Genomic DNA, 19,810 nt, shown 5'->3' on the forward strand with positions numbered 1-19,810 from the left:
CTATATCCACCGTCATTGCGAGCCGTGGCTCGCAATGACGACAACAACCAGCGGCGCGCGAGGAAGGCTATCCCCCCGCCTCGATCCACTCCGCCGCCCCACGCCACAGCGTGTCGCGATGTTCGGGCTTGAAGAATCCCATGTGCCCGATCCTGCTCGCGCCGGTATCCGCCGGCGTCACCGTAACGATCTCTGGCTTGATCGAGGTAAATCCCGAGCACAGCAATTCGACCGCGGGCCGCGTCGCCCAGGGATCGTCGGACATGCAGAGCGCGCAACGCGCCCTGGTATTTCGGAAAATTCCGCACGGCGTCGAGCCTGGCGTCGTCGAACAGATAGCGCGGACTCATCACCCAGCCGACCCATTGCAGGAACGCATCCTTCGGCAGGTCCATGCCGAGGCCGGCCTTGCCCGGCATGTAGCCGAGCGCGCGGGTGAGCGGGAGGCCGACAAAATTCAGCATCGCGTAGACGCGGTAGCGCTCCGGCGCCGTCATCAGTTTCCAGTAGCCGGCCTGGGCTGCAATGAACAGCGCGCGCGAAATCTCCGAATTGTTCGGCAACAGACCGAGCGCCTGGCCGCCGAACGAATGTCCGACATAGGCGAAGGGGAGCGCCTTGTAGCGCTCGCCGCATCCAGGCGACTGTCGCCGTAATATCTTGTGCGGCCCAGTCCGACATCGAGGCCTTGAAGCCGACCAGCGATTTCGGCTGGTTGTAGCCGGTCAGCGCCCCGCTGCCTGGAGTCGCCGGTGCCGCGGTAGTCGTAGGTGAGAACCGCGCAGCCGCGCCTGGCGAGATAGCCGGCAAAGCTCCGGTAGAGCTTGCGAGGCACTGCGGTCGCCGAATTGATCAGGACCGCATGGCGCTTGGCCCCGCGGGGCAGAAACAGCGTCGCGGCAAGGGGATATCCATCCGTCGCGGGCACCGTGATATCGTCGCTAAATACGTCGTCCAGCCCCGGCTCGGCCACTGCTTCTTCTCCTCAGGTTGCGAGCGGCTATTAACAGAAGCGAAATCGGCTTTTGCCGCAAGGGCTTGTCAGGACTACCGGAAATCTAACTGGCGGTCGGCCGAAGGCCTGTGTATAACCCGGCCTTCACAATCGCTTGTAAGTAGCGGTTTTTGCTCAGGAGTTAACGTCATGTCCGAGCGGTGGACGCCCGATAGCTGGCGCACCAGGCCGGTGCTGCAGGTCCCCGATTATCCCGATGCCAAGGCATTGGCCGATGTCGAGGCGCAGCTCGCCACGTTTCCGCCGCTGGTGTTTGCCGGCGAGGCCCGCAACCTGAAAAAGGCGCTGGCGCGCGTCGCCGCGGGCGAAGCCTTCCTGCTGCAGGGCGGCGATTGCGCCGAGAGCTTTGCCGAGCATGGCGCCAACAACATCCGCGACTTTTTCCGCGTGCTGCTGCAGATGGCGGTTGTGCTGACCTATGCCGGCGCGCTGCCGGTGGTGAAGGTCGGCCGCATCGCCGGGCAGTTCGCCAAGCCGCGTTCGTCGAACACGGAAAAGATCAACGGTGTCGAGCTGCCGAGCTACCGCGGCGACATCGTCAACGACATCGCCTTCACAGCGGAGTCGCGGATCCCCGATCCGCAGCGCCAGCTGATGGCGTACCGGCAGTCGGCGGCAACGCTCAACTTGCTCCGCGCGTTCGCGACCGGCGGTTTTGCCAATCTCGGCAGCGTGCACCAGTGGATGCTCGGCTTCCTCAAGGATTCCCCGCAGTCGCGCCGCTACAAGGAACTGGCGGACCGCATTTCGGACGCGCTGAATTTCATGCGCGCCTGTGGGCTGGATCTCGAAAGCCATCCCGAACTGCGCGCCACCGATTTCTACACCAGCCACGAGGCGCTGCTGCTGGGTTACGAGCAGGCCTTCACCCGGATCGATTCCACCACCGGCGACTGGTACGCGACCTCCGGCCACATGATCTGGATCGGCGACCGCACCCGCCAGCTCGACCACGGCCATGTCGAGTATTTCCGCGGCATCAAGAACCCGATCGGCCTGAAATGCGGTCCCTCGCTGAAGCCGGATGAGCTATTGAAGCTGATCGACATCCTCAACCCGGACAACGAGCCCGGACGCCTGACGCTGATCAACCGCTTCGGCTCCGACAAGGTCGGCGACCACCTCGCGCCGCTGATTCGGGCCGTGCAGCGGGAAGGGCGCGTCGTGGTCTGGTCCTGCGATCCCATGCACGGCAACACCATCACCTCGAACTCGGGCTACAAGACCCGTCCGTTCGACCGGGTGCTGTCGGAGGTGAAGTCGTTCTTCGCCATCCATGCGGCGGAGGGGACGCATGCCGGCGGCGTGCATCTGGAAATGACCGGGCAAGACGTCACCGAATGCATCGGCGGCGCGCGTGCTATCACCGACGAGGACCTCAACGACCGCTATCACACGGTCTGCGATCCCCGCCTCAATGCCGAACAATCGATCGACATGGCCTTCCTGATCGCCGAACTGCTCAAGCAGGAACGCGCGGGCAAGGAAAAGCCGATGCCGGCTGCAGCGGGACTCTGACTTGCTGCGACTCTGGCGGGCTACCATCAACACGCGTAACGGGCTCGCCTTTGCGATCCGCTCGGAGCAGGCCGTTCGCGAGGAAATTTTCGCGCTGGCGCTTTCAGTGCCGCTGGCCTGGCTGGTCGGCGCTACGGTCATGCGCCGCGTGGAACTTGTCGCGGCCGTCGCTTTTGTTCTGGTGGTCGAGTTGCTCAATACCGCGATCGAGAAACTCGCCGACCGGCTCACCACCGACCACGATCCGCAGATCGGGCGGGTCAAGGACATGGGTTCGGCGGCGGTCGGCGTCGCGCTGCTGATGGCCGGGGTGTTCTGGCTGTTTGCCCTCGCCGAACGCATAGGCGCGATCTAAAGCGAGCAATTGCAGTTTGCTCTTGTGCGAGGCACCATTGCTCCCATGACCGAACCCACCTTTACGATCACGCTGGCGCAATTGAACCCGACGGTCGGCGACGTCACGGGCAACGCCGCCAAGGCGCGGGTGGCGCGCGAGAGGGCGAAAGCCGATGGCGCCGACCTCGTCGTGCTGCCGGAATTGTTCATTTGCGGCTATCCACCGGAAGACCTGGTGCTGAAGCCCGCGTTCCAGGCGGCCTGCCGCGGCGCGGTCGAGGAGCTGGCGCGCGAGACGGCGGGCGGGGGCCCGGCGATCCTGATCGGCACGCCCTGGGTCGAAGACGGCAAGCTCTACAATGCCTGCGCGCTGCTCGATCAGGGCCGCATATCAGCCCTTCGCTTCAAGGCGAATCTGCCGAATTACGGTGTGTTCGACGAGAAGCGCCTGTTCGCCCGCGGTCCCGCCGCGGGGCCGGTGACCGTCAACGGCGTCCGGGTCGGCGTTCCCATCTGCGAGGACATCTGGCTCGAAGAATCAGAAGAATACGAAAACATCGTCGAGTGTCTCGCCGAGACCGGCGCGGAAATCCTGGTGGTGCCGAACGGTTCGCCCTACGCGCGCGACAAGAACGATCTCCGGCTGTCGATCGCGGTCGCCCGCGTCACCGAGAGCGGCTTGCCGCTGGTCTATCTCAACCAGATCGGCGGACAGGACGAACTGGTGTTCGACGGCGCTTCCTTCGCGCTCAACGCCGATCTTTCGGTCGCGGCGCAGCTGCCCGCCTTCGAGGAAAACATCACCACGCTGCGCTGGACCAAAAGCGCCGACGGCTGGCGCTGCTCCGGGCCCGTCGTGCCGCTGGTCGAGGGCGACAAGGCCGATTACGCGGCCTGCGTGCTGGGCCTGCGCGATTACGTCCGAAAGAACGGGTTTCCGGGCGTGCTGCTCGGCGTCTCCGGCGGCATCGACTCCGCGCTGTGTGCGGCGATCGCGGTCGATGCGCTCGGCGCCGACCAGGTTCGCGGCGTGATGCTGCCGTTTCGATTTACCGCGCAAGTATCGCTCGACGATGCCGCCAAGCTCGCGAAAGCGCTCGGCTTTCCCTACGAGGTGCTGCCGATCGCAGACGCCGTGAATGGATTCGAAAAGATCCTGTCAAAACCCTTCGCCGGGCTGCCGCGCGATATCACCGAAGAGAATTTGCAGGCGCGCACCCGCGGCACGCTGTTGATGGCGATCTCGAACAAGACCGGCGCGATGGTGGTCACGACCGGTAACAAGTCGGAAATGTCGGTCGGCTACGCCACCATCTATGGCGACATGAACGGCGGCTTCAATCCGATCAAGGACATCTACAAAACCGAAGTGTTCCGCCTGTCGAGCCTGCGCAACGAATGGAAGCCGGACGGCGCGCTCGGGCCATCCGGCGAGGTGATTCCGGTCAACATCATCACCCGGCCGCCGACCGCAGAGTTGCGCGAGGACCAGACCGACCAGGATTCGCTGCCGCCCTATGAAATGCTCGACGGCATCCTGGAGCGGCTGGTCGAGCGCGAGGAGCCGCTCGCCACGATCATCGCGGCCGGCTTCCCGGCCGACGTGGTGACACGGATCGATCGGCTGCTCAATGTCGCCGAATACAAGCGGCGGCAGGCGGCGCCGGGCGTCAAGGTGACGGAAAAGAACTTTGGCCGCGACCGCCGCTATCCCATCACCAACCGCTTCCGCGACAATGGCAAGGCGCTGCCCGCGCCCGACGAGAAGCTGGTTGCGCGCGTCGGCCGCGCGTCGGCGGACGTATTTGACGGATAAACTCTAAGGCGCACGTTTAAGTCATCGCGCCCTGGTCTAACCTAGCGAAAACGCGTCAAAAAAGAAACTAGAGCCCCGTTTCGATTCCATCGAAACGGAAAGAGCTCTAGGTCGGCGACGCAGCAAAGAACAGGACCCGTATGAGGTGCGTGTACTCGGATTCGAACACCATGATGGCCACGAACACCAGCACCAGCACAGGAGGCAGCAGGATGGCATAGGCGAGCGCCAGCCGCTCCCAGGCCATGTGCATGAAGACGGCGACGATCAAGCCGGCCTTCAACACCATGAACAGCAGGATCAGCGACCATCTGAGATAGCCGTGTAAGCCGAAGTAGTCGACGAGATAAGAGAAGGTGCTGAGGACGAACAGCCATCCCCAGACCACGAGATAGAGCTTGATCGGATGCTGCTGCCCCTCTGCGTGCACGGCTCCTGATACGTGTGCTTCATGCACAGGCATGTGTAACGAAGGTTGTTGTCGTTCTAGATGTACCGCTGCGTCTACCATGCGCTGACCTCACCACAGATAAAAGAAGGCAAAGATGAAAACCCACACAAGATCGACGAAGTGCCAGTACAGGCCCATTATTTCGACGATCTCGTAATTCCCCTTCCTGCTCGTGAAGAAGCCGCGGCGCCCGTGATCGAAATCTCCGCGCCAAACCTTTCGTGCGATAGCGACCAGGAAAATCACGCCGAATGTAACGTGGGTGCCGTGAAAGCCCGTGATCATGAAAAAGCTGGAGCCGAACTGCGCCGCTCCCCACGGGTTTTCCCAGGGCCGTACGCCCTCCTGGATCAGCTTGGTCCATTCGAAGGCCTGCATTCCGACGAAGGTTGCGCCAAGTGCCGCTGTGACCAGCATCAATACCGCGGTCTTGGTGCGATCACGGCGGTAACCGAAATTGACGGCCATCGCCATGGTCCCGCTGCTGCTGATCAGGACGAAGGTCATGATGGCGATCAGGATGAGGGGGATATGATGCCCGCCAATTGTGAGAGCGAATACCTCACTCGGATTCGGCCACGGCACGGTCGTGGACATTCGCGCAGTCATGTAGGACAGCAGGAAACAGCTGAAGATAAAGGTGTCGCTCAGGAGGAAGATCCACATCATGGCCTTCCCCCAGGAGACGTTCTTGAAAGCGCGCTGATCCGAGGACCAGTCGGCGGCGATGCCCTTCCAGCCGGCGGTCTGCGCAGGCGATTTTTCAGAGTTTGTCAGCGCCGTCTCTGCCATCTGGTCTCTCCCTAGCTGAGCAGCCGGCGACAGATGTCGACGAAATCGTCTGTCCAGCCCGTCAACAGACCAAGCAAAACCAGCCAGACCAACAGCAGGAAATGCCAGTAGATCGTGCAGAGTTCCACGCTCAGGCGCACCTGGGGCATCTCAGCGCCACGCCACACCTTGGCAGTCGTTCTGCCCAGGGCCACCAAACCGCCGATCAGATGCAGCCCGTGCGCCGCGGTGATCATGTAGAAGAAGGAATTGGCTGGATTGGACGCGACGAAATAGCCCGCCGCCCTCAGCTGTTGCCACGCCAGCAATTGCCCAATCAGGAATGTTACGGCAGACGCTCCCCCTGCGCACAGGCCGACGATTACACCGTCCATGTTGTTTCGGCGCGCGGCCACGTATGCCCATTGCAGCGCGACGCTGCTCACGACCAGGACGCCGGTGTTGAACCATAGCAGCCCCGGCACGGGCAGCGCCCGCCAGTCCACCATGTTCATGCGCATGGAATAAGCGCTCATGAAAAGTGCGAACAACGAACTGGCGACCGCGAGAAACACTCCCAGTCCGATCTTCGCTGCCGGAAAGGTCATTGCTCCCGTGCCCGGGAAGCGATCGATCGGACCTTCTTCCAACCAGGGTTTGGCTGTCAGCCGTTGCTGCGAGAGCCACCATCCGACGATGACCGCTATCACCGCCATAAACAGGATGATGGCGCTCATGGCGCAGCTTCCTGAACGGCCTGTGTCGGTCGCGGCGGCTGGTTCTGCGGAATGAAGTCCTGGGCAGCGCCCGGCACGCTGTAGTCATATGCCCAGCGGTAGACCACCGGGAGCTCCTTGCCCCAGTTGCCGTGCCCGGGCGGGGTCTCCGGCGTCTGCCACTCCAGTGTTGTCGCCCGCCATGGATTTCCACCCGAGGGCCTGCCCTTGAAATAGCTCCAGACAAGATTGAACAGGAACACCATCTGGGCGAAGCCGACCATCAATGCCACCACGGTGATGAAGGCATTGAGCGTCTGGGCCGATGGCGGGATGAATGCCACTTCGCCGATCTCGTGATAGCGGCGCGGAACTCCGAGCAGCCCAAGGTAATGCATGGGAAAGAAGATCAGGTAGGCACCGAGGAACGTCACCCAGAAGTGGAACTTGCCCATCCAGTCATCCAGCATCCGTCCCGTGACCTTGGGGTACCAATGATAGATCGCGCCCAGCACAACCATGATCGGCGCTACGCCCATCACCATATGGAAATGCGCGACGACGAACATGGTATCCGAAAGCGGGACGTCGACGACGACGTTGCCGAGGAAGAGGCCGGTGAGCCCGCCGTTCACGAACGTGATGATGAAGCCGAGGGCGAACAGCATCGGGACGGTGAGATGGATGTCACCGCGCCACAGGGTCAGCACCCAGTTGTAGACCTTGATGGCGGTCGGGATCGCGATGATGAGCGTCGTGGTGGCGAAGAAGAACCCGAAACTCGGGTGCATGCCGCTCACATACATGTGGTGCGCCCATACGATGAAGCTGAGCGCGCCGATCGCCACGATCGCCCACACCATCATGCGATAGCCGAAGATGTTCTTTCGCGCATGGGTGCTGATCAGATCGGAAACGATGCCGAAGGCCGGAAGTGCGACGATATAGACCTCAGGATGGCCGAAGAACCAGAACAGGTGCTGGAACAGGATCGGGCTGCCGCCGCCATACTTCATCTGCTGCCCCATCTCGACGAGGGCCGGCATGAAGAAGCTGGTTCCCAGAACACGGTCGAACAGCATCATGACGGAGGCGACGAACAGCGCCGGGAAGGCCAATAGCGCCATCACGGTAGCCGTGAAGATGCCCCACACCGTCAGGGGCATGCGCATCAACGTCATGCCGCGCGTGCGCGCCTGCAGCACGGTCACCACGTAATTCAGCCCGCCCATGGTGAAGCCGATGATGAACAGGATCAGCGAGGACAGCATGAGAATGATGCCCCAATCCTGCCCGGGGGTGCCGGAGAGAATCGCCTGCGGCGGGTACAACGTCCAGCCGGCGCCGGTGGGCCCGCCGGGCACGAAGAAGGCCGCCGCCAGCACGATGACCGCGAGCAGGTAGACCCAGTAGCTCAGCATGTTCACATAGGGGAAAACCATGTCCCGGGCGCCGACCATCAGCGGGATCAGGTAGTTGCCGAAGCCTCCAAGGAACAACGCCGTGAGCAGGTAGATCACCATGATCATGCCGTGCATGGTGATGAACTGAAGGTACTGGTTCGCATCAATGAAGGAGAATGTGCCGGGAAATCCCAGTTGCAGCCGCATCAGCCACGACAGCACCAAAGCCACCAGCCCGATTGCCGTCGCCGTCAGCGAGTACTGGATGGCGATGACTTTGGCGTCCTGCGAAAAGACATAGTGCGTCCACCAGCTCTTGGGGTGATAGAGCTCAACCTCCGGCACTTCGGCAGGCGGAACGTCTGCGATTCTATCATACGGGACATCGACCATCGACTTACCTCCCGGTCGTTTCTTCCATCAGGGCGCGATGAGAGGGTCTTGCGCGCCCAATCCATCTTCGCAGCAGCATTTCTTATTTGCCGCCGGATTCGTACGTCGCCCTCTTAACGGCGCTTCGGCCTGACAATTCCGCAAACGTCTTCTGCTTCTCCAGCCAGGCCCGATAGTCGCTCTCTTCGTCGACGAAAACCTTGGCGCGCATCTGCGCGTGCGCTGCGCCGCACAACTCGGCGCAGAGAACATCAAACGTTCCGGCTCGGATCGGGGTCATCCAGAAATAGGTGACCATGCCCGGGACCATGTCCATCTTGGCGCGGAACTCGGGCACATAGAAATCGTGCAGGACATCGAGGGAGCGAAGCAAAACCTTGACCGGCTTCCCGACGGGGAGGTGCAAGTCGTCACTTGCGATGACAACGTCGTCCTGCCCGTGCTGATCGTCGGGGTTCAAACCCATAGGGTTGTCGGAGCTGACGTAGCGAACATCGGTTGTGCCCATCCGACCGTCCTTGCCGGGGAGGCGGAAGCTCCAGTTCCATTGCTGGCCCATGACTTCGATCTCGGTAGCGTCGGCCGGAACCGTGACGAACTGATGCCAGACCACCAGGCCGGGCGCCAACATGGCTCCGACCCCGATCGCAGTCCCGATGGTGAGCCACCATTCGAGTTTTTTGTTTTCGGGATTGTAGGCTGCCTGTCTTCCTTCCTTGTGGTGAAAGCGGAAGACGCAATAGGCCATGAACGCGATCACCGCGAAGAAAACCGCCCCGGTGATCCAGAAGGTTATGTTGATGGTGTCGTCAATGTAGCGCCAGTTGGTGGCGATCGGCGTCCACCACCACGGGCTGTAGATGTGAAACAGCACCGAGCCGACTGCGACCAGAAGCAGTATGAACGCGACAACCATCCCTCGCTCCTTCTTGCCATTAAAGGCAACGGAGACGAATTAAAGGGCGGAGCTCACGCCAGTCTCGATGGCCGACTTCACACGCGCCATCGCAGTGCGTCTAGCCTCGCCCACTTTGACCGGTCGCGACATCCAAACGTGGCACCGAGCACACGTTGCGACCGCTTTCATCGGATCTGGGGCGTCAGAAGTGAGGATGGTACGCGTCGGCGCCGGCGTCAATAGATCACTTGAGCGTCGGGACGCTGCGCGGATGCCAGCAAGCTGGCGAGCGTCAGCAGCCAGCACAATCGTTTGATGATGACGCAATGCACCAAATGACCGTGAACGTGCACAGTTCACCGAACCGTGAGCGCTGCCTGGGTCCCATAGCGCTAAGCTTGTTGGGCAGGTCGCGACCAGTTTCGTCCGGCTAAGCTCCTTCTTGGAACCTGGGTTTGCCGTACTCGGCTCGATCGCGTTTCCCGCATATGAGGGCGGACACGCGTGGCTGGAAAGCGCGCCGTTTCGCCGCCGCGGCTTTCAGCACGGGAGGGTGCATTCATGGCCACTACGTATTCCGACAACATCGCAAAGGTTGGACGGCACCTATTCGGCGACGCCGCCACATATCCCGTTCGCAAAATCGAACTATCCGACCTGACTGAGGCGCTGCGCCTGGGCTGGGAAGACTTCAAGGCCATGCCTAGTCACGCGGTTGTGGTGTGCGTGATTTATCCCGTTCTCGGTATTGCCCTGTTCAGGATGGTCCTTGGCTATTCGGTACTGCCGTTGCTGTTTCCGCTGGCCGCCGGCTTTGCCCTGCTTGGACCCTTTGCCGCGATTGGGCTCTACGAGCTCAGCCGCCGCCGCGAGCGCGGCGAGGAAGTTCACGTATCGAAAGCGCTTCACGTGCTGCGCGCTCCGGCTTTCGGCGCCATGATCGAACTCGGCGTGCTTCTGCTCGTTCTGTTCGGAGCCTGGATCGGCGCAGCGAACGCTATCTACGTTTCAATCTTCGGCCACGCACCGGCTGCGAGCATCCCCGATTTCGCAACGCGCGTGCTGACGACGCCGGAAGGATGGTCGCTCATCATCGTCGGTTGCGGCGTTGGTTTTCTGTTCGCGGTCGTGGCGCTGTGCGTCAGTGTCGTGTCGTTTCCGTTGATGCTCGACCGCCATGCGACTGCAATCGACGCCATCCGGACGTCGCTGCGGGCTGTGATGATGAATCCGGTTGCGATGGCCGGGTGGGGGCTGATTGTCGCGGCGCTGCTGGTGATCGGTTCGATACCGCTCTTCGTCGGTCTCGCCGTCGTTCTGCCGGTGCTCGGTCATGCCACCTGGCATCTGTACCGGAAAGTGGTGGAGCCGAATCCCAACCCTCCACAGGAAGAACCCCACCTGCGAAAAGGACACCGCTACGCCGCAGATTTCCCGGCCGTTCTCTTCCCGTGGAGTCGTGAACGCGAGCCGTAGCCGCGAAATGGGAGCCCGGGCATCGCATTGCGAGCCCGAGATCGCGCTGCCGCCCGCGTTGCCCGAAGCGTTCGAGGGTAGCCCGCCTACTGCTTCGGCGGGATGAAGGTTGGGCCCACCGTGCGGACCGGCTTGTCCTTGTCGCTGGCGGTGGCGGTCGTATCGGGCGGCGGCGTTGTCGCAGGCGGCGCGGCGGCGGTGGTGCCCTTCTTGTTGGCGGTGGGCGGTGGCGTCGCGCCCTTCTGCGCGCGCTGCTGCATCCGCCTCGCGCTCTCCTCGGTGACGATGATGTCGCCTTGTTCGACCCCGGCCCTGTCGTCGACCGACTTCAGCGCTTCCGACCAGGTTTGGCCTGCGGCCTTGCAGGCGCAGGAGGCGTTGAACTCGGTGCGGAATTTGAACGCGTTGGGCAGCGACGAGTAAGGCTGGCCGTTGATCGAGACCGCCTGGTTGATGTCCTCGCCAGGATTGCGGTAGGTGAACAGCGTCGCTTCCGTCGCCGGGCAAAGTGCCTTGCAGGTCCTCTCGTCGTCCTGGAATCGCGCCTGGTAGGTGGCGAACGACACCGGGAAATAACCGCCGTCGCAGGTGCGGACGCAGACGGTGCGGAAGGTGCCGGACGGCGGGCCGAGTTCGGCGCTGGGCGGCGGCAGCGTCTGGTTGTTGCCGAACAGACTGTCGATGAAGTTGCCGGGACCGCGCGCGGCAGCGGCATACTGCGGGCCGCAATTGTTCTGCGCGAGCGCCGTCAGCACCGAGCGGCGCTGGTTTTCGCGGTCGGCGCCGCCGATGCCGCCGCTGCGCAGGCGCTCCAGGCTGGTGGTGATCTGGTCGAGATTGGCGCGCATCTGCTGAATCTGGTTGTTGACCGGACCGCACTGGGCGGACCGGCCGTTGAACAGCGAGAAGAAGCCCGAGCTTTCGCAGCCCATGCGCTTGGCCTGCAACGTGACCCGATCGAGTTCGGCCTGTTGCTTGGCCTGGGCTTCCTGATAGCGGCGGATCTGTTCATCCTTGGCGGGGTCGCCGGTACCGGCGCCACGGTCGATGGTCGCCAATTGTCCTTCGAGCCGGATGCAGATCGGATTGGCCTGCGCGCCCTGCTGTGGCGGGGCGTCCTGGTTCATTTGCGCCATGGCATCGTCGTTCGTCTGCGCCAAAGCGGGCGCGCCCGGGGTCGCGATGCCGAGCAGGATGGCGCAGGTCAAAATTCGAAGGGAGAGCGGAGTGTTGCGAATTTCCAGCATATCCGGCCATTGAGAGCTGATCCGCGCGGCTCGAAAGCCTTAATCGCGCGGCCAAGGCGGCGTTCTGCAACCAAGGCCGCATCCAATACCTGCTTCTCGGGGCAGCGTCACGTCGTTTCCGGGGCGCAGATGTGGCAACCAGCCCTTGATTCTCCGGAGTAATTACCTTTAGCGCTGGCAGGTGATGGCGACGTATTCGCCGCAACCGTGGCCAGAGCATCTATCGCCGCCGTCTTTCGGAACTGCGCCGGTGATTTCGTCGGGATCGACGCGGCGGTAGGCGATGGCCTGTGCAAATTCCCGTGACTGGCAATAGGAGCGGGCGGCATGGGCGCCGCACTTGTCGCCCCTGGCGAGACACTGGTCGACGCCGTAACCGTCGGCCTGGTTGGCCACGATGAAGACGCGGCTGTCGGCGGAAGCGGCCGAGGCGGCAAGCAGGAACGCACTGGCAATGAGTGCGGAGGAAAGTTGCATGGAGACACCGGCAGGGGAAAGGGATCGCCCCGCACAGATAGGCCCAAAGGGTTAATAATGATTAACCATGAGCCCGAACGGCGGCAGCGAATGGCGGGGGTTCGGCGGCCTGATCGGCCCCAAATCGGGCACAAGCAAGGCCTTGACGACATCCCCTCGATCCCGCAATGGTGGAACCATGAACGGTCTCCTCGCCATCTGCAGCATTTGCCGCGAGATTATTAGCTAGCGATTCGCTGGCTGAGGCCGTCTTTTCTCAAAAACTGAGATCACTGGACGCCCGGCCGCAACGGATGGGTTTTCCATGGAATTACGCCTCTACGATACGTTGACGAAGGAGAAGCGGCCATTTGTGCCGCTTAATGCCGACAACGTCCGCATGTATGCCTGCGGACCGACGGTCTACGACTTCGCCCATATCGGCAACGGTCGCGCGGCGATCGTGTTCGACGTGCTGTTCCGCGTCTTGCGCCATCGCTATGGCGCCGACCATGTGACGTATGTCCGCAACATCACCGACGTCGACGACAAGATCAACGTCCGCGCCGCGCGCGACTATCCCGGCGTGCCGCTGAACGAGGCGATCCGCAAGGTCACCGAAGAGACCTATCGGCAATATCAGGACGACGTCACCGCGCTCGGCTGCTTGGCCCCGACGGTGCAGCCACGCGCGACCGAGCACATCCCGGAGATGCGGGCGATCATCGAGAAGCTCGTGGCCGGCGGCTTTGCCTATGTCGCCGAGGACCACGTGCTGTTCTCCCCGCAGGCGATGAACGAGGCCAATTCCGTGATGCCGCGCTATGGCGCGCTGTCAAAACGCTCGCTCGACGAAATGATCGCGGGCGCCCGCGTCGATGTCGCCCCCTACAAGCGCGACAACACCGACTTCGTGCTGTGGAAGCCGTCGAAGCCGGGCGAGCCGTCATGGCCGTCGCCATCAGGCATCAAGGTGGAAGGACGTCCGGGTTGGCACATCGAATGCTCGGCGATGGCCTGGAAGCATCTTGGCGAGAAATTCGACATTCATGGCGGCGGCATCGACCTGGTGTTTCCGCATCATGAGAACGAACTCGCGCAGACCTGCTGCGCCTTTCATTCCGACCGCATGGCGAATGTCTGGATGCACAACGGCTTCCTGCAGCTCGAAAGCGAGAAGATGTCGAAGTCGCTCGGCAACTTCTTCACGATCCGCGAGATGCTGGCCGATTGGCCGGGCGAGGTGCTGCGCCTGAGCATGCTCAAGACGCACTACCGCTCGCCGCTCGACTGGACCACGAAGGGTGCGGAAGAGAGCGCGAAGACACTCGACGATTGGTACGCGGTCGCGGCCGACGCAGAGGGCGGTCAGCCGTCGCCGACGATGATCGAGGCGCTCTATGACGATCTCAACACGGCGCAGGCCATGGCTGTGCTGCACGGCCTGCGCAGTGCGGCGGCGTCCGGCGGGGAGCGCGAACGCGGTGAGTTCGCGGCCTCGCTTCGCCTTCTCGGTTTTCTGTCGATGAGTGGTGCCGCATGGAAGGGACGCAAGCAGCAGGCAAGCGGCATCGATCCGCAACAGGTCGATCGGCTGGTTGCGGACCGCACGGCGGCGCGTGCGCGGAAGGATTTCAAGGAGTCCGATCGTATCCGGGACGAGCTTGCCGCGATGGGCGTCGCCATCAAGGATGGCAAGGATGCCGACGGCAAACCCGTGACCACATGGGAGATCGCGTGATGACCCGTCCCGATACGCCTTTCCCGAAACACTGGCGCTATTACATCTTCGTCAAATGGGCGCTGATCGTTGCCGCGGTCGTGCTCGCCTTGCGACTGTTCGGAGTGTTTTGACGCGATGGGACAGGCGTTGCCCAAACCTGGCTTGCGACCGTATCTCGCGGCGGATGTTCCAATGCTGGCGGCGATCTTCGTTGCCGCCATCGAGGGGCTGACCGGTGATGACTATAGCGAAGCGCAGCAGGAGGCCTGGGCTGCGGCTGCCGAGGACGAGGAATCGTTCGGCAAGAAACTTGCCGGGCAGTTGACCCTGATCGCGACCATCCAGAACGCGCCGGTCGGCTTCGCCTCGCTGAAAGGGCCTAATCACATCGACATGCTCTTCGTCCATCCAAGCGTGGCGGGGCAGGGGATTGCCTCGATGCTGGTCGATGCGCTGGAGAAGCTGGCGGGCGCGCGTGGCGCCAAGCATCTGACGGTCGATGCCAGCGATAACGCAGAGCCGTTTTTCAAAAAGCGCGGTTACGTCGCCATGCAGCGCAACACCGTAACCCTCAATGGTGAATGGCTCGCCAACACCACGATGCAGAAGACGCTGGCCGCCAGCGCCGCGCCGGGAGCGCCGACATGAGCCGCGAACGCCTTTATCTCTTCGACACCACGCTGCGCGACGGCGCGCAGACCAACGGCGTCGATTTCACGCTGGATGACAAGCAGATCATCGCGCACATGCTGGACGATCTCGGCATCGACTATGTCGAGGGCGGCTATCCCGGCGCCAACCCGACCGACACCGAATTCTTTTCGGACAAGCCAAAGTTCGAGAGCGCCAAGTTCACCGCGTTCGGCATGACACGCCGTCCGGGCCGTTCGGCCTCGAACGATCCGGGGCTCGCGGCACTCATCGAGGCCAGGGCCGATGCAATCTGCTTCGTCGCGAAAGCAAGCGCTTATCAGGTCCGGGTCGCGCTCGAAACCACCAACGAGGAAAACCTCGCCTCGATCCGCGACAGCGTCGCTGCTGCGAAGGCCGCTGGCCGCGAGGTGATGGTCGATTGCGAGCACTTCTTCGACGGCTACAAGGAAAATGCCGATTTTGCGCTCGCCTGCGCCAACGCGGCCTATGAGTCCGGCGCGCGCTGGGTGGTGCTGTGCGACACCAATGGCGGCACCATGCCGCACGAGATCGAGATCATCGTAGGCTCCGTCATCCAGCATATCCCGGGCAGCCATGTCGGCATCCACGCCCATAACGACACCGAGCAGGCGGTGGCCAATTCACTGGCCGCGGTGCGCGCCGGCGCGCGGCAGATCCAGGGCACGCTGAACGGGCTTGGCGAGCGCTGCGGCAATGCCAATCTCTGTTCGCTGATCCCGACGCTGCGCCTGAAGAACGAGTTTTCCGATGCCTTCGAGATCGGCGTCACCGCGGAGAAGCTGACGACGCTGATGAAGGTGTCGCGCACGCTCGACGACATGCTCAACCGCGCGCCGAACCGCCATGCGCCTTACGTCGGCGAGAGCGCCTTCGTGACCAAGACCGGCATTCATGCTTCCGCGGTCATGAAGGACCCGCAGACCTACGAGCACGTGCTACCGGAATCCGTCGGCAACCATCGCAAGGTGCTGGTGTCCGATCAGGCCGGCCGCTCCAACGTGATGGCCGAACTCGACCGCGCCGGCATCGCTTACGAGAAGAGCGATCCAAAACTGGCGCGTCTGGTCGAGGAATTGAAGGAGCGGGAAGCGGCGGGCTATGCCTACGAATCCGCCAACGCCTCGTTCGACCTGCTGGCGCGGCGCACGCTCGGCCGGGTGCCGGAATATTTCAAGGTCGAGCAGTTCGACGTCAATGTCGAGCAGCGCTACAACGCCAACGGCCAGCGCGTCACGGTGGCGCTCGCCGTGGTCAAGGTCGACGTCGCCGGCGAGCGGCTGATCTCGGCGGCGGAAGGCAACGGCCCCGTCAACGCGCTCGATGTCGCCTTGCGCAAGGACCTCGGCAAATACCAGAAATACATCGAGGGCCTGAAGCTGATCGATTACCGCGTGCGTATCCTCAATGGCGGCACCGAAGCCGTAACGCGGGTCTTGATCGAGAGCGAGGACGAGAACGGCGAGAGCTGGACCACGATCGGCGTGTCCCCGAATATCATCGATGCCTCGTTCCAGGCGCTGATGGATTCGGTGGTCTACAAGCTGGTGAAATCAGGCGCGCCGGCGTGATGTGAGATCGTAGCCCGGATGGAGCGCAGCGCAATCCGGGATTCTCGCACGTGGCTTGACTGCCCCCGGATTTCGCTGCGCTCCATCCGGGCTACAAGTGACTGCAGGGAGAGAGCAGGGGCATTAGATGATCGACCACATCTCCGTCGGCGTCAGTGACCTCGAACGCGCCGCGCGTTTCTATGAAGCGACACTCGCCACGCTCGGCCTGTCACGCCTCGTCACCCGGCCAGTCACGGTCGGCTTCGGCAAGACATACCCCGAATTCTGGATCAACCTGCGCGCCGGCATGACGCCGGTCCCGCCCGAGAGCGGAACGCATGTCTGCCTGCGCGCCAAAGCAACCGGCGATGTCGATGCCTTTCACGCGGCGGCGCTTAGCGCCGGTGGCGGTTCCGACGGCGCGCCGGGGCTGCGTCCGCATGATCGCGTAAAATATTACGCGGCCTTCGTCATCGATCCCGACGGCAACCGCATCGAGGCGGTGACGTTTCCAACGGCGTGAAGCGCCGAAGGCCTAAAGCTTCCGCGCCAATTCCGGCGCCATTTCCTTGGTGCCTTCGGGAGCGCGGGCGGCAGCGGCGCGCAGGCGCGGCACGATGTCCTCGACCCGTTCAGCCTTGAGAATGTCGATATCCAGTGACGGACGGATGAATTCGGTTGCGCGCATATGCGCCAGCAGCGCGATCAGCGGCTCCCAGAAGCCGTCGATATTGGCGAGCAGCACCGGCTTGGAGTGGCGGCCGAGTTGCTGCCAGGTCATCTGTTCGACCAGTTCCTCCAGCGTGCCGATGCCGCCGGGAAGCGCGACGAAGGCATCCGAGCGCTCGAACATCAGCCGCTTGCGCTCGTGCATGTCGGGCGTGACGATCATTTCTTGAACGCGTGACAGCGCGAGCTCGCGGGACTTGAGAAAATCCGGAATGATCCCGGTGACCAAGCCGCCGTGATCCAGCGTGGATTTGGCGATCGCGCCCATCAGGCCGACCGATCCGCCGCCATAGACGAGCCGGATACTGTTCTCGGCAAACGCCTTTCCCAATGCGAGGGCAGCTTCGACAAAGCGGGGGCTGGAGCCGGCGCCGGAGCCGCAATAGACACAAACGGTTCTGATTTGTTCGGTTTTGATTTGATCCATGCAGACCATGTGGCACCGCACCCAGGAAAGCTCAAGTCTGGTTGACTTCGCTGATGCAGCAGAAATAGGCCCGAATTCAAACCAAACGGGGGAAAGATTTATCTTTCAAGGCTGTACGGGACAGTCAAACGCTCTATATGACCGACATATGCAGATCATCAAAAACCATCTGACGGCGGCCGGTGCGCCATCTTGCGTTGGGCGCGACAGCGATGGCTGATCCTGATTCGCTTGACGGTGCCACCCGGCCTCCGGCCGACAACTCTCCCGAAAAAGCGACCCTGACCGGGACGCTGGTGCATCTGTGGCCCTATATCTGGCCCGGCGACCGCGCGGATCTGAAGATGCGCGTGGTCTGGTCGATGGTGCTGCTGCTGGCGGCGAAGCTTGCGACGCTGATTGTGCCGTTTACCTTCAAATGGGCGATCGACGCGCTCAACGGCACGGGCTCTGCGCCGGTCGAGCCGTCGAACTGGACGCTGTGGCTAATCGCTTCGCCCTTGCTGATGACTGCAAGCTACGGCGCGGTGCGGGTGCTGATGGCGGTATTGACGCAGTTTCGCGACGGCATCTTCGCCCGCGTCGCGATGCATGCGGTGCGCAAGCTCGCCTACATCACCTTCGTTCACATGCACGAATTGTCGCTGCGCTTTCACCTGGAGCGCAAGACCGGCGGCTTGACGCGCGTGCTGGAGCGCGGCCGCACCGGCATCGAGGTGATCGTGCGGATGGTGATCCTGCAGTTGATCCCGACCATCGTCGAGGTCTCGCTCTTGATGGCGGTGCTGCTGTGGCAGTTCGACTGGCGCTACGTGCTGGTCACCGCGATCACCGTCGTGATCTACATGTACTACACCTATATCGCGACCGAATGGCGGATCGAAATTCGCCGCAAGATGAACGATTCCGACACCGAGGCGAACACCAAGGCGATCGACTCGCTGCTCAATTACGAGACGGTGAAATATTTCAGCGCGGAGAGCCGCGAGGCCGAACGCTACGACCGCTCGATGGAGCGCTACGAGCACAACAGCGTGAAGACCTATACCTCGCTGGCGGTGCTCAATGCCGGGCAGGCGGTCGTCTTCACCATCGGCCTCACCGCGACCATGCTGATGTGCGCGCTCGGTGTCCGCAACGGCACCAATACGGTCGGCGATTTCGTCATGGTCAACGCCATGATGATCCAGCTCTACCAGCCGCTGAATTTCATGGGCATGGTCTATCGCGAGATCAAGCAGGCGATCATCGACATCGAGAAGATGTTCAACGTGCTGCAGCGCAATCCCGAGATCAAGGACATCCCGGGTGCTGCGCCCTTGATCGTGAGCTCGGGCAATGTGCGCTTCGACGACGTGCGGTTTGCCTATGATCCGGAGCGGCCGATCCTCAAAGGCCTCAGTTTCGAAGTGCCCGCCGGCAAGACGGTGGCGATCGTCGGTCCCTCGGGCGCCGGCAAGTCGACGATCTCGCGGCTGCTGTTCCGCCTCTATGACGTCTCCAGCGGAAAAATCCTGATCGACGGCCAGGACATCAGGAACGTGACGCAGGCGAGCCTGCGCGCCTCGATCGGCATGGTGCCGCAGGATACCGTGCTGTTCAACGACACCATCCGCTACAACATCCGCTACGGCCGCTGGGACGCCAACGATGCCGAGGTGGAGCAGGCGGCGCAACTGGCGCAGATCGACAGCTTCATCCGGATGTCGCCGAAGGGATACGAAACCCAGGTCGGCGAACGCGGCCTGAAATTGTCCGGCGGCGAGAAGCAGCGCGTGGCGATTGCGCGCACCGTGCTGAAGGCGCCGCCGATCCTGGTGCTGGATGAGGCGACGTCCGCGCTCGACAGCCACACCGAGCATGAAATCCAGGAAGCGCTGGAGCGCGTCTCGCGTGGCCGCACGTCGCTGGTGATCGCACACCGGCTGTCGACCATCGTTGGCGCCGACGAAATTATCGTGCTGGATCAAGGGCGCATCGCCGAGCGCGGCACCCATATCATGCTTTTGGCGTCCGGCGGGCTCTATGCCAGTATGTGGAACAGGCAGCGCGAAGCCGAGGAGGCGCGGGAGAAGCTCGCCCAGATCGGCGACGGCAACGAGGCGCCGAACCGTGCCCCGCCGCCGGTCGATGATCCGCTCAATGAGCCGTCCAGAGACCCGCCCAAACCCAAAGATCCCTTGGCAACCGCCGCGGAATAATCCAAATAC

17 protein-coding genes and 1 pseudogene are annotated in these 19,810 nt (G+C 62.6%); 9 read left to right on the top strand and 9 right to left on the bottom strand.

All coding sequences use genetic code 11. From position 1 onward, the window contains the following. Positions 1–67: 67 nt before the first annotated feature. Positions 68–973: pseudogene (locus tag V1279_RS11195) on the bottom strand (alpha/beta hydrolase family protein). Between the two features lie 171 nt (positions 974–1,144). Between V1279_RS11195 and V1279_RS11200 the strand changes: the two are divergent. The 3 genes from V1279_RS11200 to V1279_RS11210 are packed head-to-tail and all read left to right on the top strand — an operon-like array spanning position 1,145 to position 4,685. Further along, positions 1,145–2,533 carry a class II 3-deoxy-7-phosphoheptulonate synthase gene (locus V1279_RS11200; RefSeq protein ID WP_334435380.1) on the top strand — a complete coding sequence of 463 codons (1,389 nt, stop codon included), beginning with the start codon at positions 1,145–1,147 and terminating at the stop codon, positions 2,531–2,533. Position 2,534: 1 nt separating this feature from the next. Further along, on the top strand, positions 2,535–2,888 hold the full coding sequence (locus tag V1279_RS11205; RefSeq protein WP_334435383.1) for a diacylglycerol kinase: 354 nt from the start codon (positions 2,535–2,537) through the stop codon (positions 2,886–2,888). Between the two features lie 45 nt (positions 2,889–2,933). Beyond that, positions 2,934–4,685 (top strand): NAD+ synthase, encoded by a 1,752-nt coding sequence (locus tag V1279_RS11210; protein WP_334435386.1) that lies wholly within the window; start codon positions 2,934–2,936, stop codon positions 4,683–4,685. 106 nt (positions 4,686–4,791) lie between these two features. On the opposite strand, the gene V1279_RS11215 is transcribed toward V1279_RS11210, so the two are convergent. The 5 genes from V1279_RS11215 to V1279_RS11235 form a co-directional block, all read right to left on the bottom strand. Further along, positions 4,792–5,196: a cytochrome C oxidase subunit IV family protein gene (locus tag V1279_RS11215; protein WP_334435389.1), complete on the bottom strand. Its 405-nt coding sequence runs from the start codon at positions 5,194–5,196 to the stop codon at positions 4,792–4,794. Between the two features lie 9 nt (positions 5,197–5,205). Beyond that, entirely contained in the window at positions 5,206–5,928 is a 723-nt protein-coding gene (locus V1279_RS11220; protein ID WP_334435391.1) for a heme-copper oxidase subunit III family protein, read from the bottom strand. Positions 5,929–5,939: 11 nt separating this feature from the next. Further along, entirely contained in the window at positions 5,940–6,644 is a 705-nt protein-coding gene (locus V1279_RS11225) for a cytochrome c oxidase subunit 3 (RefSeq protein WP_334435393.1), read from the bottom strand. Beyond that, a complete protein-coding gene (locus V1279_RS11230; RefSeq protein ID WP_334435396.1) occupies positions 6,641–8,419 on the bottom strand; it encodes a cbb3-type cytochrome c oxidase subunit I in 1,779 nt (592 codons plus the stop codon). Before V1279_RS11230 ends, V1279_RS11225 begins: the two co-directional genes overlap by 4 nt. An 82-nt stretch (positions 8,420–8,501) precedes the next feature. Then, on the bottom strand, positions 8,502–9,335 hold the full coding sequence (locus V1279_RS11235) for a cytochrome c oxidase subunit II (RefSeq protein WP_334435398.1): 834 nt from the start codon (positions 9,333–9,335) through the stop codon (positions 8,502–8,504). Positions 9,336–9,878: 543 nt separating this feature from the next. On the opposite strand from V1279_RS11235, the gene V1279_RS11240 reads away from it, so the two are divergent. Continuing rightward, the gene (locus V1279_RS11240; protein WP_334435400.1) at positions 9,879–10,793 is read left to right on the top strand and encodes a DUF2189 domain-containing protein; all 915 of its coding nucleotides are present in this window, start codon (positions 9,879–9,881) and stop codon (positions 10,791–10,793) included. A gap of 86 nt (positions 10,794–10,879) precedes the next feature. On the opposite strand, the gene V1279_RS11245 is transcribed toward V1279_RS11240, so the two are convergent. Both V1279_RS11245 and V1279_RS11250 read right to left on the bottom strand, forming a co-directional pair. Further along, complete coding sequence (locus V1279_RS11245) at positions 10,880–12,040, bottom strand: DUF2865 domain-containing protein (RefSeq protein ID WP_334435402.1); 1,161 nt, start codon at positions 12,038–12,040, stop codon at positions 10,880–10,882. A gap of 168 nt (positions 12,041–12,208) precedes the next feature. Then, the gene (locus tag V1279_RS11250) at positions 12,209–12,517 is read right to left on the bottom strand and encodes a hypothetical protein (RefSeq protein ID WP_334435404.1); all 309 of its coding nucleotides are present in this window, start codon (positions 12,515–12,517) and stop codon (positions 12,209–12,211) included. 304 nt (positions 12,518–12,821) lie between these two features. On the opposite strand from V1279_RS11250, the gene cysS reads away from it, so the two are divergent. The 4 genes from cysS (at position 12,822) to V1279_RS11270 (ending at position 16,967) form a co-directional block, all read left to right on the top strand. After that, positions 12,822–14,237, top strand: a complete 1,416-nt coding sequence (gene cysS, locus V1279_RS11255; RefSeq protein ID WP_334435406.1) for a cysteine--tRNA ligase — start codon at positions 12,822–12,824, stop codon at positions 14,235–14,237. A 117-nt stretch (positions 14,238–14,354) separates the two neighbouring features. Further along, the gene (locus V1279_RS11260) at positions 14,355–14,867 is read left to right on the top strand and encodes a GNAT family N-acetyltransferase (RefSeq protein ID WP_334435409.1); all 513 of its coding nucleotides are present in this window, start codon (positions 14,355–14,357) and stop codon (positions 14,865–14,867) included. Further along, positions 14,864–16,462, top strand: coding sequence for a citramalate synthase (gene cimA, locus V1279_RS11265; protein WP_334435412.1), 1,599 nt, complete (start codon positions 14,864–14,866; stop codon positions 16,460–16,462). Before V1279_RS11260 ends, cimA begins: the two co-directional genes overlap by 4 nt. Before the next feature lie 127 nt (positions 16,463–16,589). Then, positions 16,590–16,967 (top strand): VOC family protein, encoded by a 378-nt coding sequence (locus V1279_RS11270; protein WP_334435414.1) that lies wholly within the window; start codon positions 16,590–16,592, stop codon positions 16,965–16,967. 12 nt (positions 16,968–16,979) lie between these two features. On the opposite strand, the gene V1279_RS11275 is transcribed toward V1279_RS11270, so the two are convergent. Then, positions 16,980–17,600 carry a TIGR00730 family Rossman fold protein gene (locus tag V1279_RS11275; RefSeq protein ID WP_334435417.1) on the bottom strand — a complete coding sequence of 207 codons (621 nt, stop codon included), beginning with the start codon at positions 17,598–17,600 and terminating at the stop codon, positions 16,980–16,982. Positions 17,601–17,812: 212 nt separating this feature from the next. Here V1279_RS11275 and V1279_RS11280 point away from each other — a divergent pair, with 212 nt between their 5' ends. After that, positions 17,813–19,801, top strand: a complete 1,989-nt coding sequence (locus tag V1279_RS11280; protein WP_334435420.1) for an ABCB family ABC transporter ATP-binding protein/permease — start codon at positions 17,813–17,815, stop codon at positions 19,799–19,801. Positions 19,802–19,810: the final 9 nt, after the last annotated feature.

The organism is Bradyrhizobium sp. AZCC 1610 (assembly GCF_036924515.1).
In the GTDB taxonomy this organism is placed as follows: Bacteria; Pseudomonadota; Alphaproteobacteria; order Rhizobiales; family Xanthobacteraceae; genus Bradyrhizobium.